Annotated in this window: 18 protein-coding genes; 13 read left to right on the forward strand and 5 right to left on the reverse strand. The window is 66.1% G+C overall.

The window, feature by feature from the left end; all coding sequences use genetic code 11:
• Positions 1–57: 57 nt before the first annotated feature.
• Entirely contained in the window at positions 58–1,350 is a 1,293-nt protein-coding gene (locus N0B71_RS11095; protein WP_259758971.1) for a peptidylprolyl isomerase, read from the reverse strand.
• Complete coding sequence (locus N0B71_RS11100; RefSeq protein WP_259758972.1) at positions 1,331–4,099, reverse strand: LPS-assembly protein LptD; 2,769 nt, start codon at positions 4,097–4,099, stop codon at positions 1,331–1,333. Before N0B71_RS11100 ends, N0B71_RS11095 begins: the two co-directional genes overlap by 20 nt.
• A 129-nt stretch (positions 4,100–4,228) precedes the next feature.
• Between N0B71_RS11100 and N0B71_RS11105 the strand changes: the two genes are divergently transcribed.
• Genes N0B71_RS11105 through N0B71_RS11115 form a run of 3 tightly spaced genes read left to right on the forward strand, consistent with a single transcriptional unit; the run spans position 4,229 to position 6,697 of the window.
• Positions 4,229–5,251: an aminoglycoside phosphotransferase family protein gene (locus N0B71_RS11105; RefSeq protein ID WP_259758973.1), complete on the forward strand. Its 1,023-nt coding sequence runs from the start codon at positions 4,229–4,231 to the stop codon at positions 5,249–5,251.
• Positions 5,248–5,922, forward strand: a complete 675-nt coding sequence (murU, locus tag N0B71_RS11110) for an N-acetylmuramate alpha-1-phosphate uridylyltransferase MurU (RefSeq protein WP_259758974.1) — start codon at positions 5,248–5,250, stop codon at positions 5,920–5,922. Before N0B71_RS11105 ends, murU begins: the two co-directional genes overlap by 4 nt.
• Before the next feature lies 1 nt (position 5,923).
• Positions 5,924–6,697, forward strand: a complete 774-nt coding sequence (locus N0B71_RS11115; RefSeq protein WP_259758975.1) for a DnaJ domain-containing protein — start codon at positions 5,924–5,926, stop codon at positions 6,695–6,697.
• A gap of 10 nt (positions 6,698–6,707) precedes the next feature.
• Here N0B71_RS11115 and N0B71_RS11120 read toward each other — a convergent pair whose 3' ends face one another.
• Complete coding sequence (locus N0B71_RS11120) at positions 6,708–7,760, reverse strand: alpha/beta hydrolase family protein (RefSeq protein WP_259758976.1); 1,053 nt, start codon at positions 7,758–7,760, stop codon at positions 6,708–6,710.
• Between the two features lie 156 nt (positions 7,761–7,916).
• Here N0B71_RS11120 and N0B71_RS11125 point away from each other — a divergent pair, with 156 nt between their 5' ends.
• From N0B71_RS11125 to trpE, 10 genes are all read left to right on the forward strand, one after another.
• Complete coding sequence (locus tag N0B71_RS11125) at positions 7,917–10,328, forward strand: PAS domain-containing sensor histidine kinase (RefSeq protein ID WP_259758977.1); 2,412 nt, start codon at positions 7,917–7,919, stop codon at positions 10,326–10,328.
• A 75-nt stretch (positions 10,329–10,403) separates the two neighbouring features.
• Entirely contained in the window at positions 10,404–11,033 is a 630-nt protein-coding gene (locus N0B71_RS11130) for a response regulator (protein ID WP_081520786.1), read from the forward strand.
• Between the two features lie 164 nt (positions 11,034–11,197).
• Positions 11,198–12,235: an ABC transporter substrate-binding protein gene (locus tag N0B71_RS11135; RefSeq protein ID WP_259758978.1), complete on the forward strand. Its 1,038-nt coding sequence runs from the start codon at positions 11,198–11,200 to the stop codon at positions 12,233–12,235.
• A 180-nt stretch (positions 12,236–12,415) separates the two neighbouring features.
• On the forward strand, positions 12,416–13,525 hold the full coding sequence (locus tag N0B71_RS11140; protein WP_259758979.1) for an ABC transporter ATP-binding protein: 1,110 nt from the start codon (positions 12,416–12,418) through the stop codon (positions 13,523–13,525).
• Between the two features lie 69 nt (positions 13,526–13,594).
• A complete protein-coding gene (locus N0B71_RS11145; RefSeq protein ID WP_259758980.1) occupies positions 13,595–14,644 on the forward strand; it encodes an ABC transporter substrate-binding protein in 1,050 nt (349 codons plus the stop codon).
• A 121-nt stretch (positions 14,645–14,765) separates the two neighbouring features.
• On the forward strand, positions 14,766–16,013 hold the full coding sequence (locus tag N0B71_RS11150; RefSeq protein ID WP_259758981.1) for an ABC transporter permease: 1,248 nt from the start codon (positions 14,766–14,768) through the stop codon (positions 16,011–16,013).
• 13 nt (positions 16,014–16,026) lie between these two features.
• Complete coding sequence (locus N0B71_RS11155) at positions 16,027–16,854, forward strand: ABC transporter permease (RefSeq protein WP_054908041.1); 828 nt, start codon at positions 16,027–16,029, stop codon at positions 16,852–16,854.
• Positions 16,855–17,044: 190 nt separating this feature from the next.
• A complete protein-coding gene (gene rpe, locus N0B71_RS11160; protein WP_259758982.1) occupies positions 17,045–17,719 on the forward strand; it encodes a ribulose-phosphate 3-epimerase in 675 nt (224 codons plus the stop codon).
• Positions 17,719–18,537, forward strand: coding sequence for a phosphoglycolate phosphatase (locus N0B71_RS11165; protein WP_259758983.1), 819 nt, complete (start codon positions 17,719–17,721; stop codon positions 18,535–18,537). Before rpe ends, N0B71_RS11165 begins: the two co-directional genes overlap by 1 nt.
• 116 nt (positions 18,538–18,653) lie before the next feature.
• Positions 18,654–20,147, forward strand: a complete 1,494-nt coding sequence (gene trpE, locus N0B71_RS11170) for an anthranilate synthase component I (RefSeq protein WP_259758984.1) — start codon at positions 18,654–18,656, stop codon at positions 20,145–20,147.
• 444 nt (positions 20,148–20,591) lie between these two features.
• On the opposite strand, the gene N0B71_RS11175 is transcribed toward trpE, so the two are convergent.
• Entirely contained in the window at positions 20,592–20,918 is a 327-nt protein-coding gene (locus N0B71_RS11175) for a pyocin activator PrtN family protein (RefSeq protein WP_259758985.1), read from the reverse strand.
• Positions 20,919–21,039: 121 nt separating this feature from the next.
• Positions 21,040–21,810, reverse strand: a complete 771-nt coding sequence (locus N0B71_RS11180) for an XRE family transcriptional regulator (RefSeq protein ID WP_259758986.1) — start codon at positions 21,808–21,810, stop codon at positions 21,040–21,042.
• Positions 21,811–21,965 lie beyond the last annotated feature (155 nt).

Below are 21,965 nucleotides of genomic sequence, written 5' to 3' on the forward strand. Positions count from 1 at the left end.
GGCGGGCAAAAAGAAACCCGGCCTGGGCCGGGTTTCTTCGTCAGCGACTCAAGCGGCTTACTGCTTGATCTCGACGTAGGCTTCGTCGCGGATCTGCCGCAGCCAGGCCTGCAGTTCCTCGTCGTACTTGCGCGCACGGAGGGTCTGGGCGGCTTGCTGCTCGCGGAACTTGTCGCTGCTGTCGGTGGCGCGACGGCCGAGGACTTCCAGCACGTGCCAGCCGAAGGGAGAGCGGAACGGCTTGGTGACCTGGCCTTGCGGCGCGTTGTTCATCACGTCGCGGAACTCCGGTACCAGGGATTCCGGGTCGACCCAGTTGAGGTCGCCGCCGTTGAGCTTGGAGCCCGGGTCTTCGGAGTACTTCTTCGCCAGTTCGCTGAAGCTTTCGCCAGCCTGGATGCGCTCGTAGAGCTTCTCGGCCAGGCGCTGGGTTTCTTCGTCGCTGCGGATTTCGCTGGGTTTGAGCAGGATGTGGCGGACGTGGACTTCGTCACGCAGCATCTTGCTGCCACCGCGTTTCTCTTCCAGCTTGAGGATGATGAAACCACCCGGGGTGCGGACCGGCTCGGTCACATCGCCCACGGCCAGGCTGCCCACCATGCTGTCGAACGGGGAGGGCAGCTGGGCGGCCTTGCGCCAGCCGATCTCGCCGCCTTCCAGGGCGTTGTCGCCGGCCGAGCGGGACACCGCCAACTGGCCGAAGTCGGCGCCCTGCTTGAGCTGCTGGTACATCTCCTGGGCCTGGCGCGCTGCGGCCTGCACGGTTTCCGGCGAAGCGCTGTCGGGTACCGGTATGAGGATGTTGGCCAGGCGATACTCTTCGGAGAGCTGGATCTTGCCCAGGTCGGAGGCGAGGAAGTTCTGCACTTCCTGCTCGCTGACCTGGATGCGCTCGGCCACGCGGCGCTGGCGCACCCGGCTGATGATCATCTCGCGGCGCACCTGCTCGCGGGCCTCGTCGTAGGACAGGCCGTCGTGGGCGAGGGCGGCGCGGAACTGATCCAGGCTCATGTTGTTGCGCTGGGCAATGGTGCCCATGGCCTGGTTCAGCTCTTCGTCGGTGATGCGCACGCCGGAGCGGTCGCCGATCTGCAGCTGGATGTTCTCGATGATCAGACGCTCGAGCACCTGCTGCGTCAGCACGTGCTCGGGCGGCAGCGGTGCGCCGCGCTTCTGGATGGTTGCACGGACTTCGCGCAGGCGCTGGTCCAGCTGGCTCTGCATCACCACGTCGTTATCGACGATGGCGACCACGCGATCCAGCGGAACCACTTCGGCGTGCACGACGGAACTTGCCAACAGCGCGCCCAGCATCAGCGGGCGCAGGGCCTTACATAGCATTGTCTTCACGTTGACGATAACCCTGGATACCTTGGTCGAGGAAGCCTTCCACCTGGTTGCCAACCACGCCGCCAAGGCCTTTCAAGATGATTTGAAGGAATACACCGCGGTCGGACTTGGACGTCGAGGTGATGAACTCGTCGTCGTCGTAGTCGACCCAGTAGCGATTGATCAGGCGCAGCTTCCAGCAGCAGCTGTCGTACTCGAAGCCACCGAAGGCTTCCAGTGTGCGGCTCTGGTTGTAGTCGAACTGCCAGCGGCCGATGGCGGCCCACTGCGGCAGGACCGGCCAGATGAACGAGAAATCATGCTGTTCGATCTTGTACTCGTCGCTGCCGTATTCGAACTGCCCGGTGTTCGGGTTGAAGCGCTTGCTGTCCGCGCGGTAGCGGTAGCCGGCGTTGAGCACCTTGCGCGGGTCGGCTTCGGGCTGGTAGTGGAACATCAGGTTACCGTTGTCGGTATGGTTGATGTTCGGGTTCCAGTTGAAGTCCGAGCTGGCGTACCAGTCGTGGTTGAAGCGATAGATGCCGGTAAGCGCGTAAGGCGAGCGCCAGGTATCCGCGTCCGGATTCTGTTTGCCGCTGACGCGCAGGTCGTCCTCGGTCAGGCCTGGCAGCTGGACGCGGCGGTCGCTGAAGTAATAGATCTGGCCAGCGGCAATGTAGGCGCGCTCGAAGCCATCGTCCTCGATGAAGCGCGATCCCAGGCCCAGGGACAGCTGGTTGGCATCGCCAATGCGGTCGCGGCCGGTGAAGCGGTTCTCACGCCACAGCGAGTCGTAGCTGAAGGTGAACTCGCCGGTATCGAAGGTCGGCAGATTGTCCTGGTCCTTGTACGGCACGTACAGGTACATCGCACGCGGCTCCAAGGTCTGGCGGAACTTGGTGCCAGCGAAGGTGGTGTCGCGGTCGAAGTACAGGCCGGAGTCGAGTTTGGCCAGGCCCAGGGAACGGTCAGGGCTACTGTCGTAGTCGATGTAGGACGGCAGCGTAGCCTTGCCTTTGCCGTCCAGGTCCAGGTCGTACTTGGTGTACATGGCCTTGACGGTGGGAGTCAGGAAGCCCCAGCTGCGGTTCATCGGCAGGCTGATGCCCGGCTCGGCATGGAAGCGATCACCGGTGGCGCGAGCCAATCCCTGAATGTTGGTGTCCGGACGGGCGTAAAGGTTCGGGTCGTCTTCGTTACGACGATAGAAGCCTTCATCCAGGTCGCGGTCGAAGCGCACGGCCTCGGTGCTGTAGGTGAAGTTCAAGCCGCCCGGGTTGAACGGCAATTGGCCATCCAGGGTCAGTTGCGGCAGACGATCATATGGGGTGACGTCTGTCACGGTCGCCAACTGGTAGGACTGCGCGTTCAGGCGGGCGATGTAGCTGTCGCCGCGGTAGGTCAGGATGCCTTGCTGATTGACGTAGGTCGGCGAGCCGATGCCCAGCGAGGTGTCCAGGTCCTGGAAGTAGTACGGGTCGCTGATGCGGGTGTAGTCCACCTGCGCCATCAGGCGCGAATCCAGGCCGCTGACGTTCTTCCAGCCATACAGCCAACGGGTGTCGGTGTATTGCGGGAAGTCCTTGCGGTCGTCGTTCTTGTCGTTCAGGTAGGCGGCGTTGACCTGGCCTTCGCTGCTGTGGGTCAGGTAGCGGAACTCGCCTTCCATCAGCAGGCCGCGCTTGACCATGTAGTGCGGGTACAACGTGGCGTCGTAGTTGGGCGCCAGGTTGAAGTAGTACGGCGTGGTCAGGGTGAAGCCGGTATCGCTCGAGCTGGCGAAGGATGGCGCCAGGAAGCCGGACTGACGACGGTTGTCGATCGGGAAATAGATGTACGGGGTGTAGAAGACCGGAATGTCCTTCACCCGCAGGGTCGCGTTGGTCGCGGTGCCGAAGCCGGTGGCCGGGTTCAGCTTGATGTTATTGCCCTTGAGCACCCACGCGTTGCTGTTCGGTTCGCAGCGGGTGTAGGTGCCGTCCTTGAGCTGGATGATCGCGTCTTCCTGACGCTTGGCGTACAGCGCGCTGCCGCGGATCTGCGCCTGGTGCATGACGTACTCGGCGTTCTCGATCTTCGCCTCGCCATTGTCCAGTTGCAGCTCGGCGTGGTCGCCGACGATCAGCGCGCCGTTGTCGCGCAGCTTGACGTTACCGACCAGCTCGCCGCGGTTCTCGGCCTGGTGCAGGTTGGCCTCGTCGGCCTCCACCTGCATGCTGCCCTGGCGCAGGACCACGTTACCCGCGAGGGTGGCGATCTGTTTTTCCTGCTCGTAGCGCGACACCTTGGCCGAAACGTAGGTCGGCGCCTCGTCGTTCGGCGTCTTGTCGTTCATGCCCGGGCGGATCGGCTCGACATAAGCGCCGCTGCAGTACGGGCCCATTTCCGCCTGCTGGGCAGGGGTGAGCTTGTCGCGGGGGATCCAGTCGAGGTGGCTGTAGTCGCTGCTGCGCGACTTCAGGCCGCGGCCGCCGGACTCGGTGACCAGTTGTTTCGGCTCTTCGCCGGCGCTGCTGCTGGAGCTGCCCGAGGATTTCGAGCCGCTGGCGACGGTGCCGCCGGCGCTGACCGAGCTGGCGCCGTGCTGCGGGCGCGGTACGCTGCTGGCGCTGCTCTGCGAGGAGCAGTCCCAGGTGCCGGACGCGGAGGGCTGGCAGGCGAACTGCTCGCCGGGTGCCGCGGTCACAGAGGCGAGCGGCTGGATAGCCAGCAGGCCACCGGTCACCAGTAAGGGGAATTTTCTACGGAACACGGGGAAATTCACTGCCATCTTGTTAATCCGGGCTTCCTGCGAGCCATCGGCCCAAAGCGGACCGCACGCCTCTCGATGGGCTCAAAAAGATGCTGGATAATAAAGCATGACCCGCGCAACGGCTAGGGCCGTGGAGAACCCATAAAGATGTCACAGGATGCCCGTTACCAGCAGATGATCGGCTGGTTGGACTTGAGTTTGCCCGCTGTGTTCAACGCGCAAGGCTGGGGCCCGGTGCCCCAGGCGAGCCTGACGGCGGCCAGCAGCGACGCCAGTTTCCGCCGCTATTTCCGCTGGCAGAGCGAGGGCCGCAGCCTGATCGTGATGGATGCGCCGCCGCCCCAGGAGGACTGCCGCCCCTTCATCAAGGTCGCCGGCCTGCTGGCGGAGGCCGGGGTGCACGTTCCGAAGATTCTGGCCGAGGACGTCGAGCAGGGCTTCCTGCTGCTCGATGACCTGGGACGCCAGACCTACCTGGACGTGCTCACCCCCCAGAACGCCGAGACGCTGTTCGAGGATGCCCTCGATGCGCTGGTGGCCTTCCAGCAGGTGGATGTCGCCCAGCGCCTGCCGGCCTACGACGAAGCCCTGCTGCGCCGCGAACTGCAACTGTTCCCCGACTGGTACCTGCAGCGCCACCTGGGCGTGACCCTGGACGGCGAGCAACTGGCCCGCTGGCAGCGCACCTGCGACCTGCTGGTGCGCAGCGCCCTGGAGCAGCCCCGCGTATTCGTGCACCGCGACTACATGCCGCGCAACCTGATGCTCAGTGAGCCGAACCCCGGCATCCTGGACTTCCAGGACGCGGTCTACGGCCCGGTGACCTACGACGTGACCTGCCTTTATAAGGATGCCTTCCTCAGTTGGCCCGAGCCGCGCGTGCACGACGGCCTGTCGCGCTACTGGCGCAAGGCGCAGGCCGCCGGCATCGCGCTGCCGGACAGCTTCGAGGACTTCTTCCGCGCCAGCGACCTGATGGGCGTCCAGCGCCACCTGAAGGTGATCGGCATCTTCGCGCGCATTTGCCACCGCGACGGCAAGCCGCGCTACCTGGGCGACGTGCCGCGCTTCTTCCGCTACCTGGAAAGCGTCATCGCGCGCCGACCGGAGCTGGCTGACCTCGCTGCGCTGCTGGCCGAGCTGCCCCACGACGAGACGCACCCTGCATGAAGGCCATGATTCTTGCCGCGGGCAAGGGCGAACGCCTGCGCCCGCTGACCCTGCACACGCCCAAGCCGCTGGTGCGCGCCGGCGGTGTGGCGCTGATCGACTACCAGATCCAGGCCCTGCGCCGGGCCGGGTTCGATCGCCTGGTGATCAACCACGCCTGGCTCGGCCAGCAGATCGAGGACTACCTGAGCGATGGTTCGTCCCGTGGCGTGAGCATTGCCTACTCCCCCGAAGGTGAGCCGCTGGAAACCGGCGGCGGCATCTTCAAGGCACTGCCGCTGCTGGGCGATGACGCCTTCGTCATCGCCAACGGCGATATCTGGACCGACTTCGACTACGCGAGCCTGCACGGCGCGTTGGCCGAGGGTGACCTGGCGCATCTGGTGCTGGTGGATAACCCCGGCCACCACGCGCGCGGCGATTTCTGCCTCATTGACGGCCGCGTTAGCGACTACCGCGAGGGCCAGCCCAGCCTGACCTACAGCGGCATCGCCATCCTCCGCCCCGAACTGTTCGAGGACTGCGCGCCTGGGGCATTCAAGCTGGCACCGTTATTGCGCCAGGCGATGCAGGCTGGCCGCGTCAGCGGCGTGCATCATCGGGGCCGCTGGATCGATGTCGGCACCCATGAGCGCCTGGCCGAAGTCGAACGCCAGTTGGCGGAGGGCTGAGATGTTCTGGCCGGGCACCCTGCTGGGGATCGTCGCGGGTTGGGCATTGGCCAGTATTCCGGGCGCCATGCTCGGGGCATTGCTCGGCCAGGTGCTCGACCGGCGCATGCAGGCGCGCTCCTGGCGGGGCTTGCTGGAGCAACTGCGTGGCGGTCCGCGGGTCGCCGACCAGGACCTGTTGTTCCTCCTGCTCGGCCGTCTGGCCAAGAGCCGCGGCCGGGTGGTGGAGGCGCACATCCAGCAGGCGCGGGTCGAGATGCAGCGCCTGCGGCTGGACGACGGCGGTTGCCGTCGCGCCATCGAATCCTTCGGCAAAGGCAAGGGTGGCAGCCAATTGCTGGAGCTTGGCCTGCGCCAGCGCCGCGGCCAGGAAGCCGTCGCCGAAGGCCTGATCCAGGCGTGCTGGCGCATGGCCCGGGCGCCAGGTGCGCCGACTGCCGAACAGGGCAAATTGCTGGTGGCGTGGGGGGCTTCGCTGGGGCTGTCGCGGGCGCGCGTCCAGGCGCTGTCGGCGGATGCCGAACCACTCAGGTCTTCGATGCCGTCGAGCAAGCCGCGCGATTCCTACCTCGGTGCCCTGCGCCTGTTGGGCGTGACGGTGGACAGCGAGCCGGACGAGATCAAGCGCGCTTACCGCAAGCTGATCAGCCAGAACCACCCGGACAAGCTCGAAGGCATGGGCGCGAGCCCCGAACGGATCGCCGCGGCCACCCACAAGACCCGCGAAATCCAGGACGCCTACCTGTTGGTCCGCCAGCGCAAGGGGTTCCGCTAGCGGCGCCGATTCACGGTTGCGCGTTGGGCTCCAGGTGCATCGACAGCCAGCCGCGAATGCGCCGGTAAAGCTGCTCCTGCTCGGTGCCCAGGTCGGCGGGCAGGGCGTTCATGCCGATCTGCACGTAGTTGGGCGCCTTCTGCCGCTTGCTGGCCTGCAGCCGCAATTTTGCCGCCGCCACGTCAGGCGCCTTGTCCTTGTAATAGAAGTCGCCGGTGGCCAGGTTCAGCAGCGGCACGGTTTCCTCCAGCGACGGTTTGAAGTCGCGCGGCATGTCCGGCGCCACCAGCAGCAGGTTGTGGATATCGGCCGGGGTGCGCTCGCCCAGGTAGCGGGTTGTCCAGTAGGCGCCGGTGCCGTGCCCGAGCAGGATGATGGTTTTCGGCTTGTGCTGCTGGGCCAGTTCCACCGCCGCCTGGATCCGTGCCAGCACCCGTTCGGCGTGAGCCTTGCGCAGCTCCACCGGGTCGGTGGGCGGCGGCGGAGCCTCGGGGCTGGCCTGGGCCGGCTCGGCGCTGCCGGCCTCGGCGGTGCTTTCCGGTGTCGGCGTGGCGCTGCCTCCACTGCCTTTCACCTCCGGCTTGCTGGCGCTGTCGGTGGCCGTGGCGTCGGTGTCGGCGCTGGCCTTGTCCGGCGATTCCTTGGGCCGCGGAATCGGCGCGGTGCTCTGCGGGTCGGGCAGGGTCACGGCCAAGGTCTGCCAGCCGGCATCGGGCAGCTTGCGTCGCAGCGGGCCGATCGCCACCGGCCAGTCGGCGCTTTCGCCATCGCCGGGGATGAGGATTACCGCGCCCTCGGTGTCGGCGGTGTTGGCCGGCAGCCACAGGGCCAGGAAGGTTTCGTCGCCGGCCTTGAGCTCCTGGCGCTCGCTTTCGGGCAACTGGCGCACCAGGCCGCTGGCTTCGTCCTGGCTGCGCTCGCTCACGGCCGGGCGCGCCACCGGCTCGGCAGCCGTTTTTTTCTCGGCGGTGGGCGTGGCGTCCTCGGCCCCGCTCACGCCCAGCGGTGCAAGGCCGAGGGACAGGCAGAGGGCTAGAGGCGTCAGGCGAGGCAGGTGCGGCATCGGTGATATCCCAGTCTTGGCGGGTGGCGCGAGTGCGGCCAGCCTAGCGGCTTGTACTAGCTTTGTCAGGCGGCGGCCTGCCGGGTTCAACCGAGGTTGCTGTAAGGTATGCCGGCCATTTGCGTTGACCCGAGTGAAATCCATGGTGCTGTCGGCATGAGTCGTCTGTTGTGGAAAGCCTGCCTGGCCTGGTTCTGCTGCCTGCCTCTGGTGGTGCTGGCGGAAACCGCTGCGCCGCCGCTGACGCTGAACGACGCCCAGCGCGCCTGGCTCGCCGAGCATCCGCAGCTGCACGTCGGCGCCGTGCTCGAAGCGCCCTACGTGCAGCAGGACCGTCGCCTGCAGCAGCTCTCCGGGGCCAATGTCGAGCTGCTGGAATGGCTGGCCAAGGCGCTGCACGTGAGCCTGGTGTGGCATACCTTTGCCGACCAGGCGGCGCTGGAGAAGGCGGTGCGCGCCGGCGACATCGACCTCGCCCCCGGCATCAGCCAGACACCCGCGACCCTGCGCGACTGGCTGTTCTCCGACCCTTACCTGCGCGTGCCGCGGCTGGTCGTGGGTGATCGGCGCAGCGGCACCTCGGTGGAGCTGGATAACCTGGGCGAAGGCGAATCGGTGTCCGTGCGCGGCCCCGGGCCCGTGGTGGACTACCTGCGCAGCACCTATTCCGGGCTGACCCTGCAGGTCGTCGACAGCGACCGCGAAGTGCTGCGCAAAGTGCTTGGCCGCGAAGCCGATTACGCCGTGATCGACGAGGCGCAACTGGCGCGCCTGACCCGCGAGACCGAGTTCACCGGGCTCTCCGTGGTCGCCGATATCGGCTATCCGCAACTGTTGCGCGTGGCGACCCGGCGCGGCCTGCCCGAGCTCGCCGGGATCATCGACGCCGCCTTGCGCGCGGTGCCGCCCAAGGACCTCGATCAACTGCACGAACGCTGGCTGCAACCGACCTATCCGCGCCTGGGTTCCTCGCCCGGCTTCTGGCAGAACCTCTGCATCCTGCTCGGCCTGCTGCTGGTGCTCGCCGTCGCCGCGCTGCTGTGGCTGCGGCGCCAGCACCGCGCCCTGGAGTCGCGCCTGCTCGCCGCGCGCCGCGATATCGAGTTGCGCCAGGCCGCGGAACAGGCGCTGCGCCTGACCCAGTTCGCTATCGACAGCAGCACCGTCGGCATCCTCTGGGTCAACTGGGACAGCCACGTGCGCTATGCCAACCGCGCCGCCGAGGAGCTGCTCGGCTACCCGCCGGGCGCCGTGGTGGACCGCCCGCTGTCGGACTTCGAACCGACCCTGAACATGGACCGCTGGCTCAACCTCTGGCGCCGCGCGCGCAATGCCGACGAGGCGCCGCTGAGCTTCGAGACCCAGTGCCTGCGCGCCGACGGCCAATGGCTGCCGGCCGACGTGTCGCTGAGCTTCCTGCGCTTCGGCGATTCGGAATACCTGCTGGTGTTCCTCAACGATGTCACCGAACGCCGCCGGGCCCGCGCCGCGCTGGAAGAGAGCGAGGCGCGCCTGCAGGGGATCGCCGCCAACGTGCCGGGCCTGGTGTTCCGCCTGGAGCCCAACGCGCCGGACGACGACTCCGACTTCGCCTACATCAGCTTTATCACCGGCGGCAGCGAAACCTCGCTCGGCTATTCGCCCGGCTACCTGCGCGAGAGCGGCCTGGGCATCATGGGCCTGGTGCATCCGTCCGAACGCGAGGGCTACCTCGCCAGTCAGCTGGAAGCGGTGGAGGGCCAGCGCAACTGGCAATGGCAGGGGCGCATCCTCACCCGCAGCAACGAACCGCGCTGGGTCGACATCAAGGCCACCGTGCGCACGCTGGACGACGGTCGCCCGGCCTGGGACGGCGTAGTCTGGGACGTCACCGAGCACAAGCAGATCGAGCGCGAACTGCAGGACTCCCGCGCGCAGCTGCGCGAGCTGTCGGCGCACCTGGAAAGCGTGCGGGAGGAGGAGAAGGCGCGCATCGCCCGCGAAGTGCACGATGAGCTGGGCCAGGTGCTCACCGTGCTAAAGCTGGAAACCTCCATGTGCGAGTTGGCCTACGCCGAGCTGGATAGCGGCCTGCGCGAGCGCCTGGACAACATGAAGCGCCTGATCGCCCAACTGTTCCAGCTGGTGCGCGACGTGGCCACCGCGCTGCGCCCGCCGATCCTCGATGCCGGCATCGGCTCGGCGCTGGAATGGCAGGCGCGCCGCTTTGAGGCGCGGACGCAGATTCCCTGCCTGGTGCAGGTACCGGAGAACCCGCCGGCGCTGTCCGACGCCAAGGCCATCGGGCTGTTCCGCATCCTCCAGGAGGCGCTGACCAATGTCATGCGCCATGCCCAGGCGCATACTGTGGAACTGCAGTTGAGCGTCGAGGGGCGCGAGTTGTGCCTGCGCATCGCCGATGACGGCGTGGGCTTCGACCCGAACGCCACGCGCCAGGGAGCGTCCTTCGGCCTGGTGGGCATGCGCGAGCGGGTGCTGATGTTCGGCGGCACGCTGCAGATCGACAGCCAGCCCGGGGAGGGCACCACGCTGTTGATCCGGGTGCCGCTGCGCTCGGCGAGCGCGTGAGCACGCGCCAGCGCTATCGGCATCGATGACGGCAGTGACAACGACAATGACACGTGCGAAGCGGGAGGAAGGGCGGTGATTCGAGTGCTGGTGGCGGAAGACCATACGATCGTGCGCGAGGGCATCAAGCAACTGATCGGTATGGCCAAGGACCTGCAGGTGGTGGGCGAGGCCACCAATGGCGAGCAGTTGCTCGACACCCTGCGCCAGACGCCCTGCGAAGTGGTCCTGCTGGACATCTCCATGCCCGGCGTCAACGGCCTGGAGGCCATCCCGCGGATCCGCGCGCTGAACAACCCGCCGGCGATCCTCATGCTGTCCATGCACGATGAGGTGCAGATGGTCGCCCGTGCGTTGAAGGTCGGCGCCGCCGGCTACGCCACCAAGGACAGCGACCCGGCGCTGCTGCTCACCGCAATCCGCAAGGTTGCCAGCGGTGGGCGCTACATCGACCCGGACCTGGCCGACCGCATGGTCTTCGAGGTCGGGCTCACCGATTCGCGGCCGCCCCACGCGCTGCTGTCCGAGCGCGAGTTCTCGGTGTTCGAACGCCTGGTTCAGGGCGAAGGCGTCAACGAGATCGCCCAGCAACTGGCGGTCAGCAGCAAGACCATCAGCACCCACAAGGCGCGGCTGATGCAGAAGCTCAATGCCAACTCGGTGGCGGACCTGGTGCGTTACGCCATGGAGCACAAGCTCGTCTGATCTATCCGAATTGCCTCCTTGATCTGCGGCAGAAGGCTCGCTGAATTTTCCCCTCACTCTGTGCGACGTGTCCGATTTCTGTAACGAACCGTCTATCTAGCGGGCGTGAGGCAGGGAATGATTGCCCGCTTCATGCGGTACGTCGTGATAACAAGGAGAAGAAGATGTTGCGAGCGGTAAGGGGAGGGCTGCTGTTCGGCCTGCTGGGGAGCGCGGCGATGCCGGCGCTGGCGGATTACGTCACGGTGATTTCCTTCGGTGGCGCCAACAAGCAGGCCCAGGAAGCGGCCTTCTACAAGCCGTTCAAGGAAGTGACCGGCAACGCCGTCGTCCACGGTTCCTACAACGGCGACCTGGCCAAGCTCAAGCGCATGGTGGAGATCAGCCATGTGTCCTGGGACGTGGTGGAAGTCGAAGCCCCGGAGCTCGCGCGCGGATGCGAGGAAGGGCTGTTCATGAAGCTCGACCCGAAGACCCTGGGCAACACCGCCGATTTCGTGCCCGGCGCGGTGCAGCCGTGCGGCGTCGGCATTTTCGTCTGGACGACCCTGCTGGCCTACAACCAGAGCAAGCTGCAGGGCACGCCCAGCAGCTGGGCGGATTTCTGGGACACGAAGAAATTCCCCGGCAAGCGCGGCCTGCGCTGGGGCGCCAAGTACAGCCTGGAATTCGCCCTGATGGCCGATGGGGTCGCGCCCAGGGACGTCTATAAGGTGCTCGCCACCAATGACGGCGTCGACCGCGCCTTCCGCAAGCTCGACGAGCTGAAGCCGAACATCAACTGGTGGAAGTCCGGGCAGGACCCGGTGCGTGATCTCGCCGACGGCACCGTGGTGATGAGCTCCGCCTACAACGGCCGGATCGCCGCCGCGCAGGCCGAGCAGAAGGGCTTCCGCATGGTCTGGGCGGGCGGCATCTACGACTTCGACTTCTGGGCGCTGCCCTCGGGCGTGTTCAAGAAGGAACTGGCCGAGCAGTTCGTCAACTTCGCCGGCCAGCCGCAGCAGCAGAAGGCTTTCGCCGAGAACATCGCCTACGGGCCGACCAACCGCAAGGCCGTGGAACTGCTGGCGCCGGACGTGGCCGCCAACCTGCCCACCGCGCCGCAGAACATCGCCAACGCCGTGGGCATGAACGTGGCGTTCTGGGCCGAGCATGGCGATGCGCTGGAGCAGCGCTTCCAGGCCTGGGCCAAGCGCTGATCCACCGGCTGCCGACCACTCGGTGGTCGGCAGTCTGCTTCGGCAAATCGTGTAGGGATCGCCCTACAACGCATCCTCTCTAAGCCTTATAGCAATCTCTCATACCGCCCGATTTGCGCGCCGCTTCGGCTTCTCTAGTCTTGAAATCAACGGCATTTACAAAAAAACAAAGGTGCGGTGATGGCCGAGAATCAGGCAAACGATGTGCTGGTGAGTTTCCGTGGCGTGCAGAAGAGCTACGACGGCGAATCGCTCATCGTGAAGGACCTCAATCTGGACATTCGCAAAGGCGAATTCCTGACACTGCTGGGGCCTTCGGGTTCCGGCAAGACCACCAGCCTGATGATGCTGGCCGGTTTCGAAACTCCTACCGCCGGTGAAATCCAACTCGCCGGCCGCGCCATCAACCACGTTCCCCCGCACAAGCGCGACATCGGCATGGTGTTCCAGAACTATGCCCTGTTCCCGCACATGACGGTGGCCGAGAACCTGGCCTTCCCGCTCACAGTGCGCGGCATGAGCAAGACCGACGTCAGCGAGCGGGTGAAGCGCGCGCTGTCGATGGTCCAGCTCGACACCTTCGCCGGTCGCTATCCCGCCCAGCTCTCCGGCGGCCAGCAGCAGCGCGTGGCCCTGGCCCGTGCGCTGGTGTTCGAACCGCAACTGGTGCTGATGGACGAACCCCTGGGTGCGCTCGACAAGCAACTGCGCGAGCACATGCAGATGGAGATCAAGCACATCCACCAGCGCCTGGGCGTGACCGTGGTCTACGTGACCCACGACCAGGGCGAAGCCCTGACCATGTCCGACCGCGTGGCCGTGTTCCACCAGGGCGAGATCCAGCAGATCGCCCCGCCCGCCGAGCTCTACGAGCACCCGCGCAATTCCTTCGTCGCCAACTTCATCGGCGAGAACAACCGTATCGCCGGCCAGCTCCAGGCCCGCGACGGCGACCGTTGCACCGTGGGCCTGGCGCGCGGCGAGAAGGTCGAGGCGCTGGCGATCAATGTCGGCAACGTCGGCGACACCGTCAGCCTGTCGATCCGCCCCGAGCGCGTGCGCCTGAACGGCCACAGCGAAAACTGCGTGAACCGCTTCTCCGGCCGTGTCGCCGAGTTCATCTACCTGGGCGACCACGTGCGCATTCGCCTTGAGGTCTGCGGCCGTACCGATTTCTTCGTCAAACAGCCGATTGCCGAGCTCGATCCCGCGCTCAGCGTCGGCGATGTGGTTCCGCTGGGCTGGGAAGTCGAGCACGTCCGCGCGCTCGACCCGCTGCCCGCGGCGTAACGAAAGCGGCCCGGCCACTCCCGGACGCCTCCAAGAAAAACAAACCTGCACACTGTGGAGAGAACAATAATGTCGAAGTCCCTGAAAGCAGCGGGCCTGAAGCTCGCGGCGCTGAGCGTCGGCCTGGCCTGCGCGGCGCAGTCCATGGCCGCCACCGACCTGACCGTGGTGTCCTTCGGCGGCGCCAACAAGAACGCCCAGGTGAAGGCGTTCTACGAGCCCTACCAGAAGTCCACCGGCAACAAGATCGTCGCCGGCGAGTACAACGGCGAAATGGCCAAGGTGAAGGCCATGGTCGACACCAACAGCGTCTCCTGGGACCTGGTGGAAGTCGAGTCGCCGGAACTGGCCCGCGGCTGTGACGAAGGCCTGTTCGAAACCATCGACCCGGCCATCCTCGGCAAGGCCGACGACTACGTACCGGGCGCGGTGACCAATTGCGGCGTGGGCTTCTTCGTCTGGTCCACCGTCCTGGCCTACAACGCCGACAAGCTCAAGAGCGCACCGACCAGCTGGGCCGATTTCTGGGACACCCAGAAATTCCCGGGCAAGCGCGGCCTGCGCAAGGGCGCCAAGTACACCCTGGAATTCGCCCTGATGGCCGACGGCGTCGCGCCCAAGGACGTCTACAAGGTGCTGGCCACCAAGGAAGGCCAGGACCGCGCCTTCAAGAAACTCGACCAGATCAAGCCGAACATCCAGTGGTGGGAAGCCGGCGCCCAGCCGCCGCAGTACCTCGCCTCCGGCGACGTGGTCATGAGCTCCGCCTACAACGGCCGCATCGCCGCCGTGCAGAAGGAGAGCAACCTGAAGATCGTCTGGAACGGCGGCATCTACGACTTCGACGCCTGGGCCATCCCCAAGGGCGCCAAGAAGGTCGATGAAAGCCTGAAGTTCATCGCCTATTCGGTTCAGCCCGAACAGCAGAAGACCTACTCCGAGAACATCGCCTACGGCCCGGTCAACAAGAACGCCGTACCGCTGCTGGGCAAGGACCTGCTGAAGGACATGCCGACCACCCCGGAAAACATGCAGGGCCAGGTGGGCATGGACGTGACCTTCTGGGCTGACTACGGCGAGCAGCTGGAACAGCGCTTCAACGCCTGGGCCGCCAAGTAAGCAAGCCCCCACCGCCACGGTCGCCCGGACCGTGGCGGACCGGAGCCGTCCCTCACGCGGCGGCTCCTTCTGACACCACACCTTGGCCGCTTTCGGGCGGCCTGTTTTACCGGAGTTCGCTATGGCCACCGCTGTGTCGATGAACGAGGTCGCCGGCCCCACCCTCAAGCAGCGCCTGGCGCGCGCGGAGCGGATGAACCGTCTGAAGTCCCAGGCGCTGGTGCTGCCCCTGCTGGTCTTCCTCCTGCTGACCTTCCTCGTGCCCATCGCGGCATTGCTCTACAAGAGCGTGAACAACCCCGAGGTCGTCGGCGCGCTGCCGCTGACCGTCAATGCCATTTCCGACTGGGACGGCAAGTCGCTGCCCTCGGACGCGGTGTACAAGGCGCTGAGCGACGACCTGGTTGCCGCGCGCAAGAACCAGACCATCGGTGATCTCTCCAAGCGCCTGAACATGGAGCTGGCCGGCTACCGCAGCCTGCTCTCCAAGACCGCCCGCGCGCTGCCGTTCAAGGAGCAGCCGGCCTCGTACAAGGACGCGATGGAAGGCCTGGACGAGCGCTGGGGCGACCCGGCCTACTGGCAGGCGATCCGCCGCAACGCCAGCTCCGTCACCCCGTATTACCTGCTGGCGGCGCTCGATCACCGCATCGACGACCTGGGCGAGATCGCCCGCGCCACCCCCGACCAGGCGATCTACCTGGACATCTTCGCCCGCACCTTCTGGATGGGCGCGGTGATCACCGTCATCTGCCTGCTGCTGGCCTACCCGCTGGCCTACCTGCTGGCCAACCTGCCGGCGCGCAAGTCCAACTTGCTGATGATCCTGGTGCTGCTGCCGTTCTGGACCTCGATCCTGGTGCGCGTCGCCGCGTGGATCGTGCTGCTGCAGTCGGGCGGCCTGATCAACGGCGCGCTGCTGAAGATGGGCCTGATCGACCAGCCGCTGCAGCTGGTGTTCAACCGCACCGGCGTCTACATCTCCATGGTCCACATCATGCTGCCGTTCATGATCCTGCCGATCTACAGCGTGATGAAGGGTATTTCCCCCAGCTACATGCGCGCCGCGATCTCGCTGGGCTGCCACCCGTTCGCCAGCTTCTGGAAGGTCTACTTCCCGCAGACCGTCGCCGGTGTCGGCGCCGGCTGCCTGCTGGTGTTCATCCTGTCGATCGGCTACTACATCACCCCGGCGCTGCTGGGCAGCCCGAACGACCAGATGGTCAGCTACTTCGTCGCCTTCTACACCAACACCACCATCAACTGGGGCATGGCCACGGCCCTGGGCGGCCTGCTGCTGTTCGCCACCCTGGTGCTCTACGTGATCTACGGCTGGCTGGTGGGCGCGAGCCGCCTGCGCCTGGGCTGATAAGGAGAACAAGATGCTGAGCCCCTATATGTCCCCGGTCGAGCGCGTGTGGTTCTACACCCTGCGCATCCTCTGCGGCCTGATCCTGCTGTTCCTGGTGTTGCCGGTGCTGGTCATCGTGCCGCTGTCGTTCAACTCCGGCACCTTCCTGGTCTACCCGCTGCAGGGCTTCTCCCTGCGCTGGTACGCCGACTTCTTCAACTCCGCCGAGTGGATGCGCGCACTGACCAACAGCATCATCGTCGCCCCGGCGGCCACCGTGCTGGCCATGGTCTTCGGCACCCTGGCGTCCATCGGCCTGACCCGCGGCGATTTCCGCGGCAAGGCGCTGATCATGAGCCTGGTGATTTCGCCGATGGTCGTACCGGTGGTGATCATCGGCGTGGCCAGCTACCTGTTCTTCGCCCCGCTGGGCCTGGGCAACAGCTACATCTCGCTGATCATCGTCCACGCGGTGCTGGGTGTGCCGTTCGTCATCATCACCGTGTCGGCGACCCTGCAGGGCTTCAACTACAACCTGGTGCGCGCCGCCGCCAGCCTGGGCGCGCCGCCGGTGCTGACCTTCTTCAAGGTCACCCTGCCGCTGATCGCTCCCGGGGTGATTTCCGGTGCGCTGTTCGCCTTCGCCACCTCCTTCGACGAAGTGGTGGTGACGCTGTTCCTCGCCGGCCCGGAGCAGGCCACCCTGCCGCGCCAGATGTTCAGCGGCATCCGCGAGAACCTCAGCCCGACCATCGCCGCCGCGGCGACCCTGCTGATCGGCTTCTCCGTCCTGCTCCTGCTGACCCTCGAGTGGCTGCGCGGCCGCAGCGAGAAACTGCGCACCGCACCGACGTCCTGATTCACAGTGTTTCGCGGACGGCTCCGTCCCCGTGCTCACCCACGGGGGCGGGATCGATCCGCGATTTTTTTTGCCCGTTTTCCCACCCCAATCCTCCACGTTTCGCTTCGACTATCGGCCCGATCCCCTTCGAGCCGCTCGAGCGGCTACAATGCGCGCCATCCGTGATTTCCGCCCACAGAGGTGCGCCATGCAACCCTACGCCATCGCTCCGTCGATCCTTTCCGCCGACTTCGCCCGCCTGGGCGAGGATGTGGACAAGGTGCTCGCTGCCGGTGCCGACATCGTCCACTTCGACGTGATGGACAACCACTACGTGCCCAACCTGACCATCGGCCCGATGGTCTGCACGGCGCTGCGCAAGTATGGCGTCACCGCGCCCATCGACGTGCACCTGATGGTCTCCCCGGTGGACCGCATCATCGGCGACTTCATCGAAGCCGGCGCCACCTACATCACCTTCCACCCGGAAGCCTCGCAGCACATCGACCGCTCCCTGCAACTGATCAAGGACGGCGGCTGCAAGGCCGGCCTGGTGTTCAACCCGGCCACCTCGCTGGACGCGCTCAAGTACGTGATGGACAAGATCGACATGGTCCTGCTGATGAGCGTGAACCCCGGCTTCGGCGGGCAGAAGTTCATCCCCGGCACCCTCGACAAGCTGCGCGAGGCCCGCGCGCTGATCGACGCCTCCGGCTGCGACATCCGCCTGGAGATCGACGGCGGGGTGAACGTGAAGAACATCCGCGAAATCGCCGAAGCGGGCGCCGACACCTTCGTCGCCGGCTCCGCCATCTTCAACGCACCGGACTACTCCGAGGTCATCCGCGCCATGCACGCTGAGCTGGCGCAGGCGCGCACGTGATGAGTGCTGCACAGCTGCCGTTCGCCGGGCTGCCGCGTCTGGTGATGTTCGACCTGGACGGCACCCTGGTGGACTCGGTGCCCGACCTCGCTGCGGCGGTGGACAAGATGCTGCTGGCGCTCGGGCGCCAGCCGGCCGGCCTGGAGGCCGTGCGGCACTGGGTCGGCAACGGCGCGCGGGTGCTGGTGCGCCGCGCCCTGGCTGGCGACATCGAGCACGATGACGTCAGCGAGGAAGACACCGAGCGCGCCCTCGAACTGTTCATGGACTTCTACGCCGACAGCCACGCACTGACCGTGGTCTACCCCGGCGTCATCGAGACCCTGAAGTGGCTGAAGAAGCGCGGCGTGGAGCTGGCGCTGATCACCAACAAGCCCGAGCGCTTCGTCGGCCCGCTGCTGGACGAGATGAAGCTGGGCAAGTTCTTCCGCTGGATCATCGGCGGCGACACCCTGCCGCAGCAGAAGCCCGACCCGGCGGCGCTTCTGTTCGTGATGAAGATGGCCGGTGTGTCGGCGGAGCAGTCCCTGTTCGTCGGCGATTCGCGCAACGACATCCTTGCGGCCAAGGCCGCCGGCGTGCGCAGCGTGGGGCTGAGCTACGGCTACAACCATGGTCGCCCCATCGCCGAGGAAACCCCGACGCTGGTGCTCGACGACCTGCGCCATCTGCTGCCTTGCTTCGACTCGGGCAAAGCGATAGTGTTGCCCGACTCCGCCTCAACTCCCGCTCAGCGAGACAGCACCGTGGAAACGGCCCCCCACACACTCTGGATGAAAGTCATCAAGGCCCTGGCCCGCTGGCGCTGGCGCGCCTGACATCCTTTGGCCGGTACGCCCGGCGTGTGTGCACCCAAGACCGTTCCCCCCTCAGAGCCTGTTAACTGCCGGCAGACCCGCACTGCGCGAAACAGGCTCCTCTTACGAGGCTGATCATGACCCGCGAAGAATTCCAGCGCCTGGCCGCCCAGGGCTACAACCGCATCCCGCTGACCTGCGAAACCCTGGCCGACTTCGACACCCCGCTGTCGATCTACCTGAAGCTCGCCGACGGCCCCAACACCTACCTGCTCGAATCCGTGCAGGGCGGCGAGAAGTGGGGGCGTTACTCGATCATCGGCCTGCCCAGCCGCACCGTGCTGCGCGTTTACGGCCACCAGGCGAGCATCAAGGTCGACGGCGTCGAGACCGAGAGCTTCGAATGCGCCGACCCGCTGGCCTTCGTCGAGGCGTTCAAGGAGCGCTACCGCGTGCCGACCATCGCCGGTCTGCCTCGCTTCAACGGCGGCCTGGTCGGCTACTTCGGCTATGACTGCGTGCGCTACGTCGAGCAGCGCCTGGCGCAGTGCCCGAACCCCGACCCGCTGAACAACCCCGACATCCTGCTGATGGTCTCCGACGCGGTGGTCGTGTTCGACAACCTCGCCGGCAAGATGCACGCCATCGTCCTCGCCGACCCGGCGCAGGCCGACGCCTACGACCAGGGCCTGGCCCAGCTGGAAGCACTGCTGGAGCGCCTGCGCCAGCCGATCACCCCGCGCCGCGGCCTGGACTTCAGCGCAGTCAATGCCCCGGAACCGCAGTTCCGCGCCAGCTTCACCCGCGAGGACTACGAGCGCGCCGTCGGCACCATCAAGGAATACATCCTGGCCGGCGACTGCATGCAGGTGGTGCCATCGCAGCGCATGTCCATCGACTTCGCCGCCGCGCCCATCGACCTGTACCGCGCGCTGCGCTGCTTCAACCCGACGCCCTACATGTACTTCTTCAACTTCGGCGACTTCCACGTCGTCGGCAGTTCGCCGGAAGTGCTGGTGCGCGTCGAGGACGGCGAAGTCACCGTGCGCCCAATCGCCGGCACCCGCCCACGTGGCGCCACCGAGGAAGCCGACCGCGCGCTGGAAGACGACCTGCTGTCCGATGCCAAGGAAATCGCCGAGCACCTGATGCTCATCGACCTGGGCCGCAACGACGTCGGCCGCGTCTCGCAGACCGGCAGCGTGAAGGTCACCGAGCGGATGGTGATCGAGCGCTACTCCAACGTCATGCACATCGTCTCCAACGTGAACGGCCAGCTGAAGGACGGCATGAGCGCGATGGACGCCCTGCGCGCGATCCTGCCGGCCGGCACCTTGTCCGGCGCGCCGAAGATCCGCGCGATGGAGATCATCGACGAGCTGGAGCCGGTCAAGCGTGGCGTCTACGGCGGCGCCGTGGGCTACCTCGCCTGGAACGGCAACATGGACACCGCCATCGCCATCCGCACCGCGGTGATCAAGAACGGCGAACTGCACGTGCAGGCCGGCGGCGGCATCGTCGCCGACTCGGTGCCGGCGGCGGAGTGGGAAGAAACCATCAACAAACGCCGCGCAATGTTCCGCGCCGTCGCGCTGGCCGAACACACGGCCAAGGTGCATGGCCGAGATTGAGTCTGTGACCCGATAGAAAAGCCCCGCTTCGGCGGGGCTTTTTTATGGGGGCTTTGCGTTGGCAGTGGGCTGAGTGGTATCCGCCGATGCCGGACGGCTCCCTCTCTGTTCAAAGCGGGGCGCGCAGCCGCGGCCGGGGGAGAGGGTGTTTGGCCTGACCCTGGCGTTCGGCTTGGCACCATTCCCCCTCCCTAACCCTCCCCCTGAAGGGAGAGGGGACCGTTCGGAGCGGGATGAATCCATTACCTCAGCCGGCACAATCAGCCCCCTCTCCCTGTGGGAGAGGGTTGGGGTGAGGGGAACGCCCAGCGCAGGAGTATCAAAGGATACAGCCCTTGGTAGGAGCGAGCTTGCTCGCGAACTGAGTCTGCCGGCTCCTCCATCGCTGGGCGGGTTCGCGAGCAAGCTCGCTCCTAAAGCACATGACGTGTCGCGCACCGGGACTCAACCGGCCTGCCGCGCCTCCACCACCTGCAGGTTCGCCTTGCGCCGGGCCAGCGCGGCGTCCGCCTGCTGCGAACGTTCCTCCACATAGGCCGCCAGGTGATCCACCGCGACGTACTGCATCGCCTTGTGGCTGTCATCCAGCGTGGTCACCGGCAGGGCAATGCGCCCGCAGGACAGCGCCTTGCTAAAGTTCTCCCGGTTCAGGTTGCGGAACCAGCGCTCGCGCACCTGCTCCAGCGGCACCAGCACATCCCCGAAAATCTGATAGACCAGGCTCACCGTCTCCGGGCGCGGGGCGGGGCGGACATCTACGGTCGACTGCATGGGACTCTCCTGTTCCGATGGTGGTGGCGACAGGTGTAAATATAGCAAAGGTTGTATTTCGCTTCAATCGCTGCGCAAAGAAAACCCCGCCGAAGCGGGGTCGTACCTGTCCGAAACGGGGTCAGCGCACCAGGGTCGGCGCCCGGCGATGACGCACCGTGGACCACCAGAACACCCAGCCGATCATGCGGATCTGCCCATTGTCGAACTGCTCCGGCGGGTACTCCTCGTCCGGGTATTCGTCGCGGTTGAAGCTGCGCAGGCGGATGCCGCCGCCCGGCAGGCGGTAGACGAATTTCACCCGCAGCATGCCCTCGTGTTCCAGGGCATAGATCTCGCCGTCGGTGATGTGCGTGGTGGCGGTGTCGATGCCGATGGTGGAGCCATCCATGATCAGCGGCTCCATGCTGTTGCCGGTGAGCTGGGCGCAGATCGCCGCCGCCGGATCCACCCCCGCGGCGCGCAGGGTGGCGTAGGAGAAGCGCAGCTTGCGCCCCTCTATCTCGCGCACTGCGGTGCGTCCGGCGCCGGCCGCCAGCTCCACTTCCTTGTACAGGCGTAGTTCCACTTCGTCCTCGTCCAGCGGTGTGTCGCTATCCCATGGGTGCAACGGTTCCAGGCGCAGCGGGCTGCCATCGGCCGGGCGCGGCGCGGGTGCGTCGCTGCCCTGAGCCGGCGAGCCGTCGCCGGTGGCCAGCCAGGTCGGCGAGACCCCCAGCGCACTGGCGATCTCGATCAGCTTGCGCGTGCTCTGCGCCTTCCCCGAGGTCAGCTTGTGGATGGTGTTCTGCGAAACCCCGGCGGCTTCGGCCAGGGTTTCCTGCTTGAGATTACGCGAGGCCATCGCCTGTTTCAGGCGATCGGCCAGCGTCGATGAGGGCGTCTTGTCCATGGCGGCACTCTACCTCCTGGGTTGTAGCGTGTAAATAGCTTTGGTGTTGACTAAATATAGCTATGGTTGTAATCATAAAGGCCAGCAGCCCACCGGTGAGACGAAAACCGGGTCGGCTGAAGGGAGGCAGATGGCTTCCCCCTCACCGCGGCAAG

The sequence above is a fragment of the Pseudomonas sp. GCEP-101 genome (assembly GCF_025133575.1).
In the GTDB taxonomy this organism is placed as follows: Bacteria; Pseudomonadota; Gammaproteobacteria; order Pseudomonadales; family Pseudomonadaceae; genus Pseudomonas; species Pseudomonas nitroreducens_B.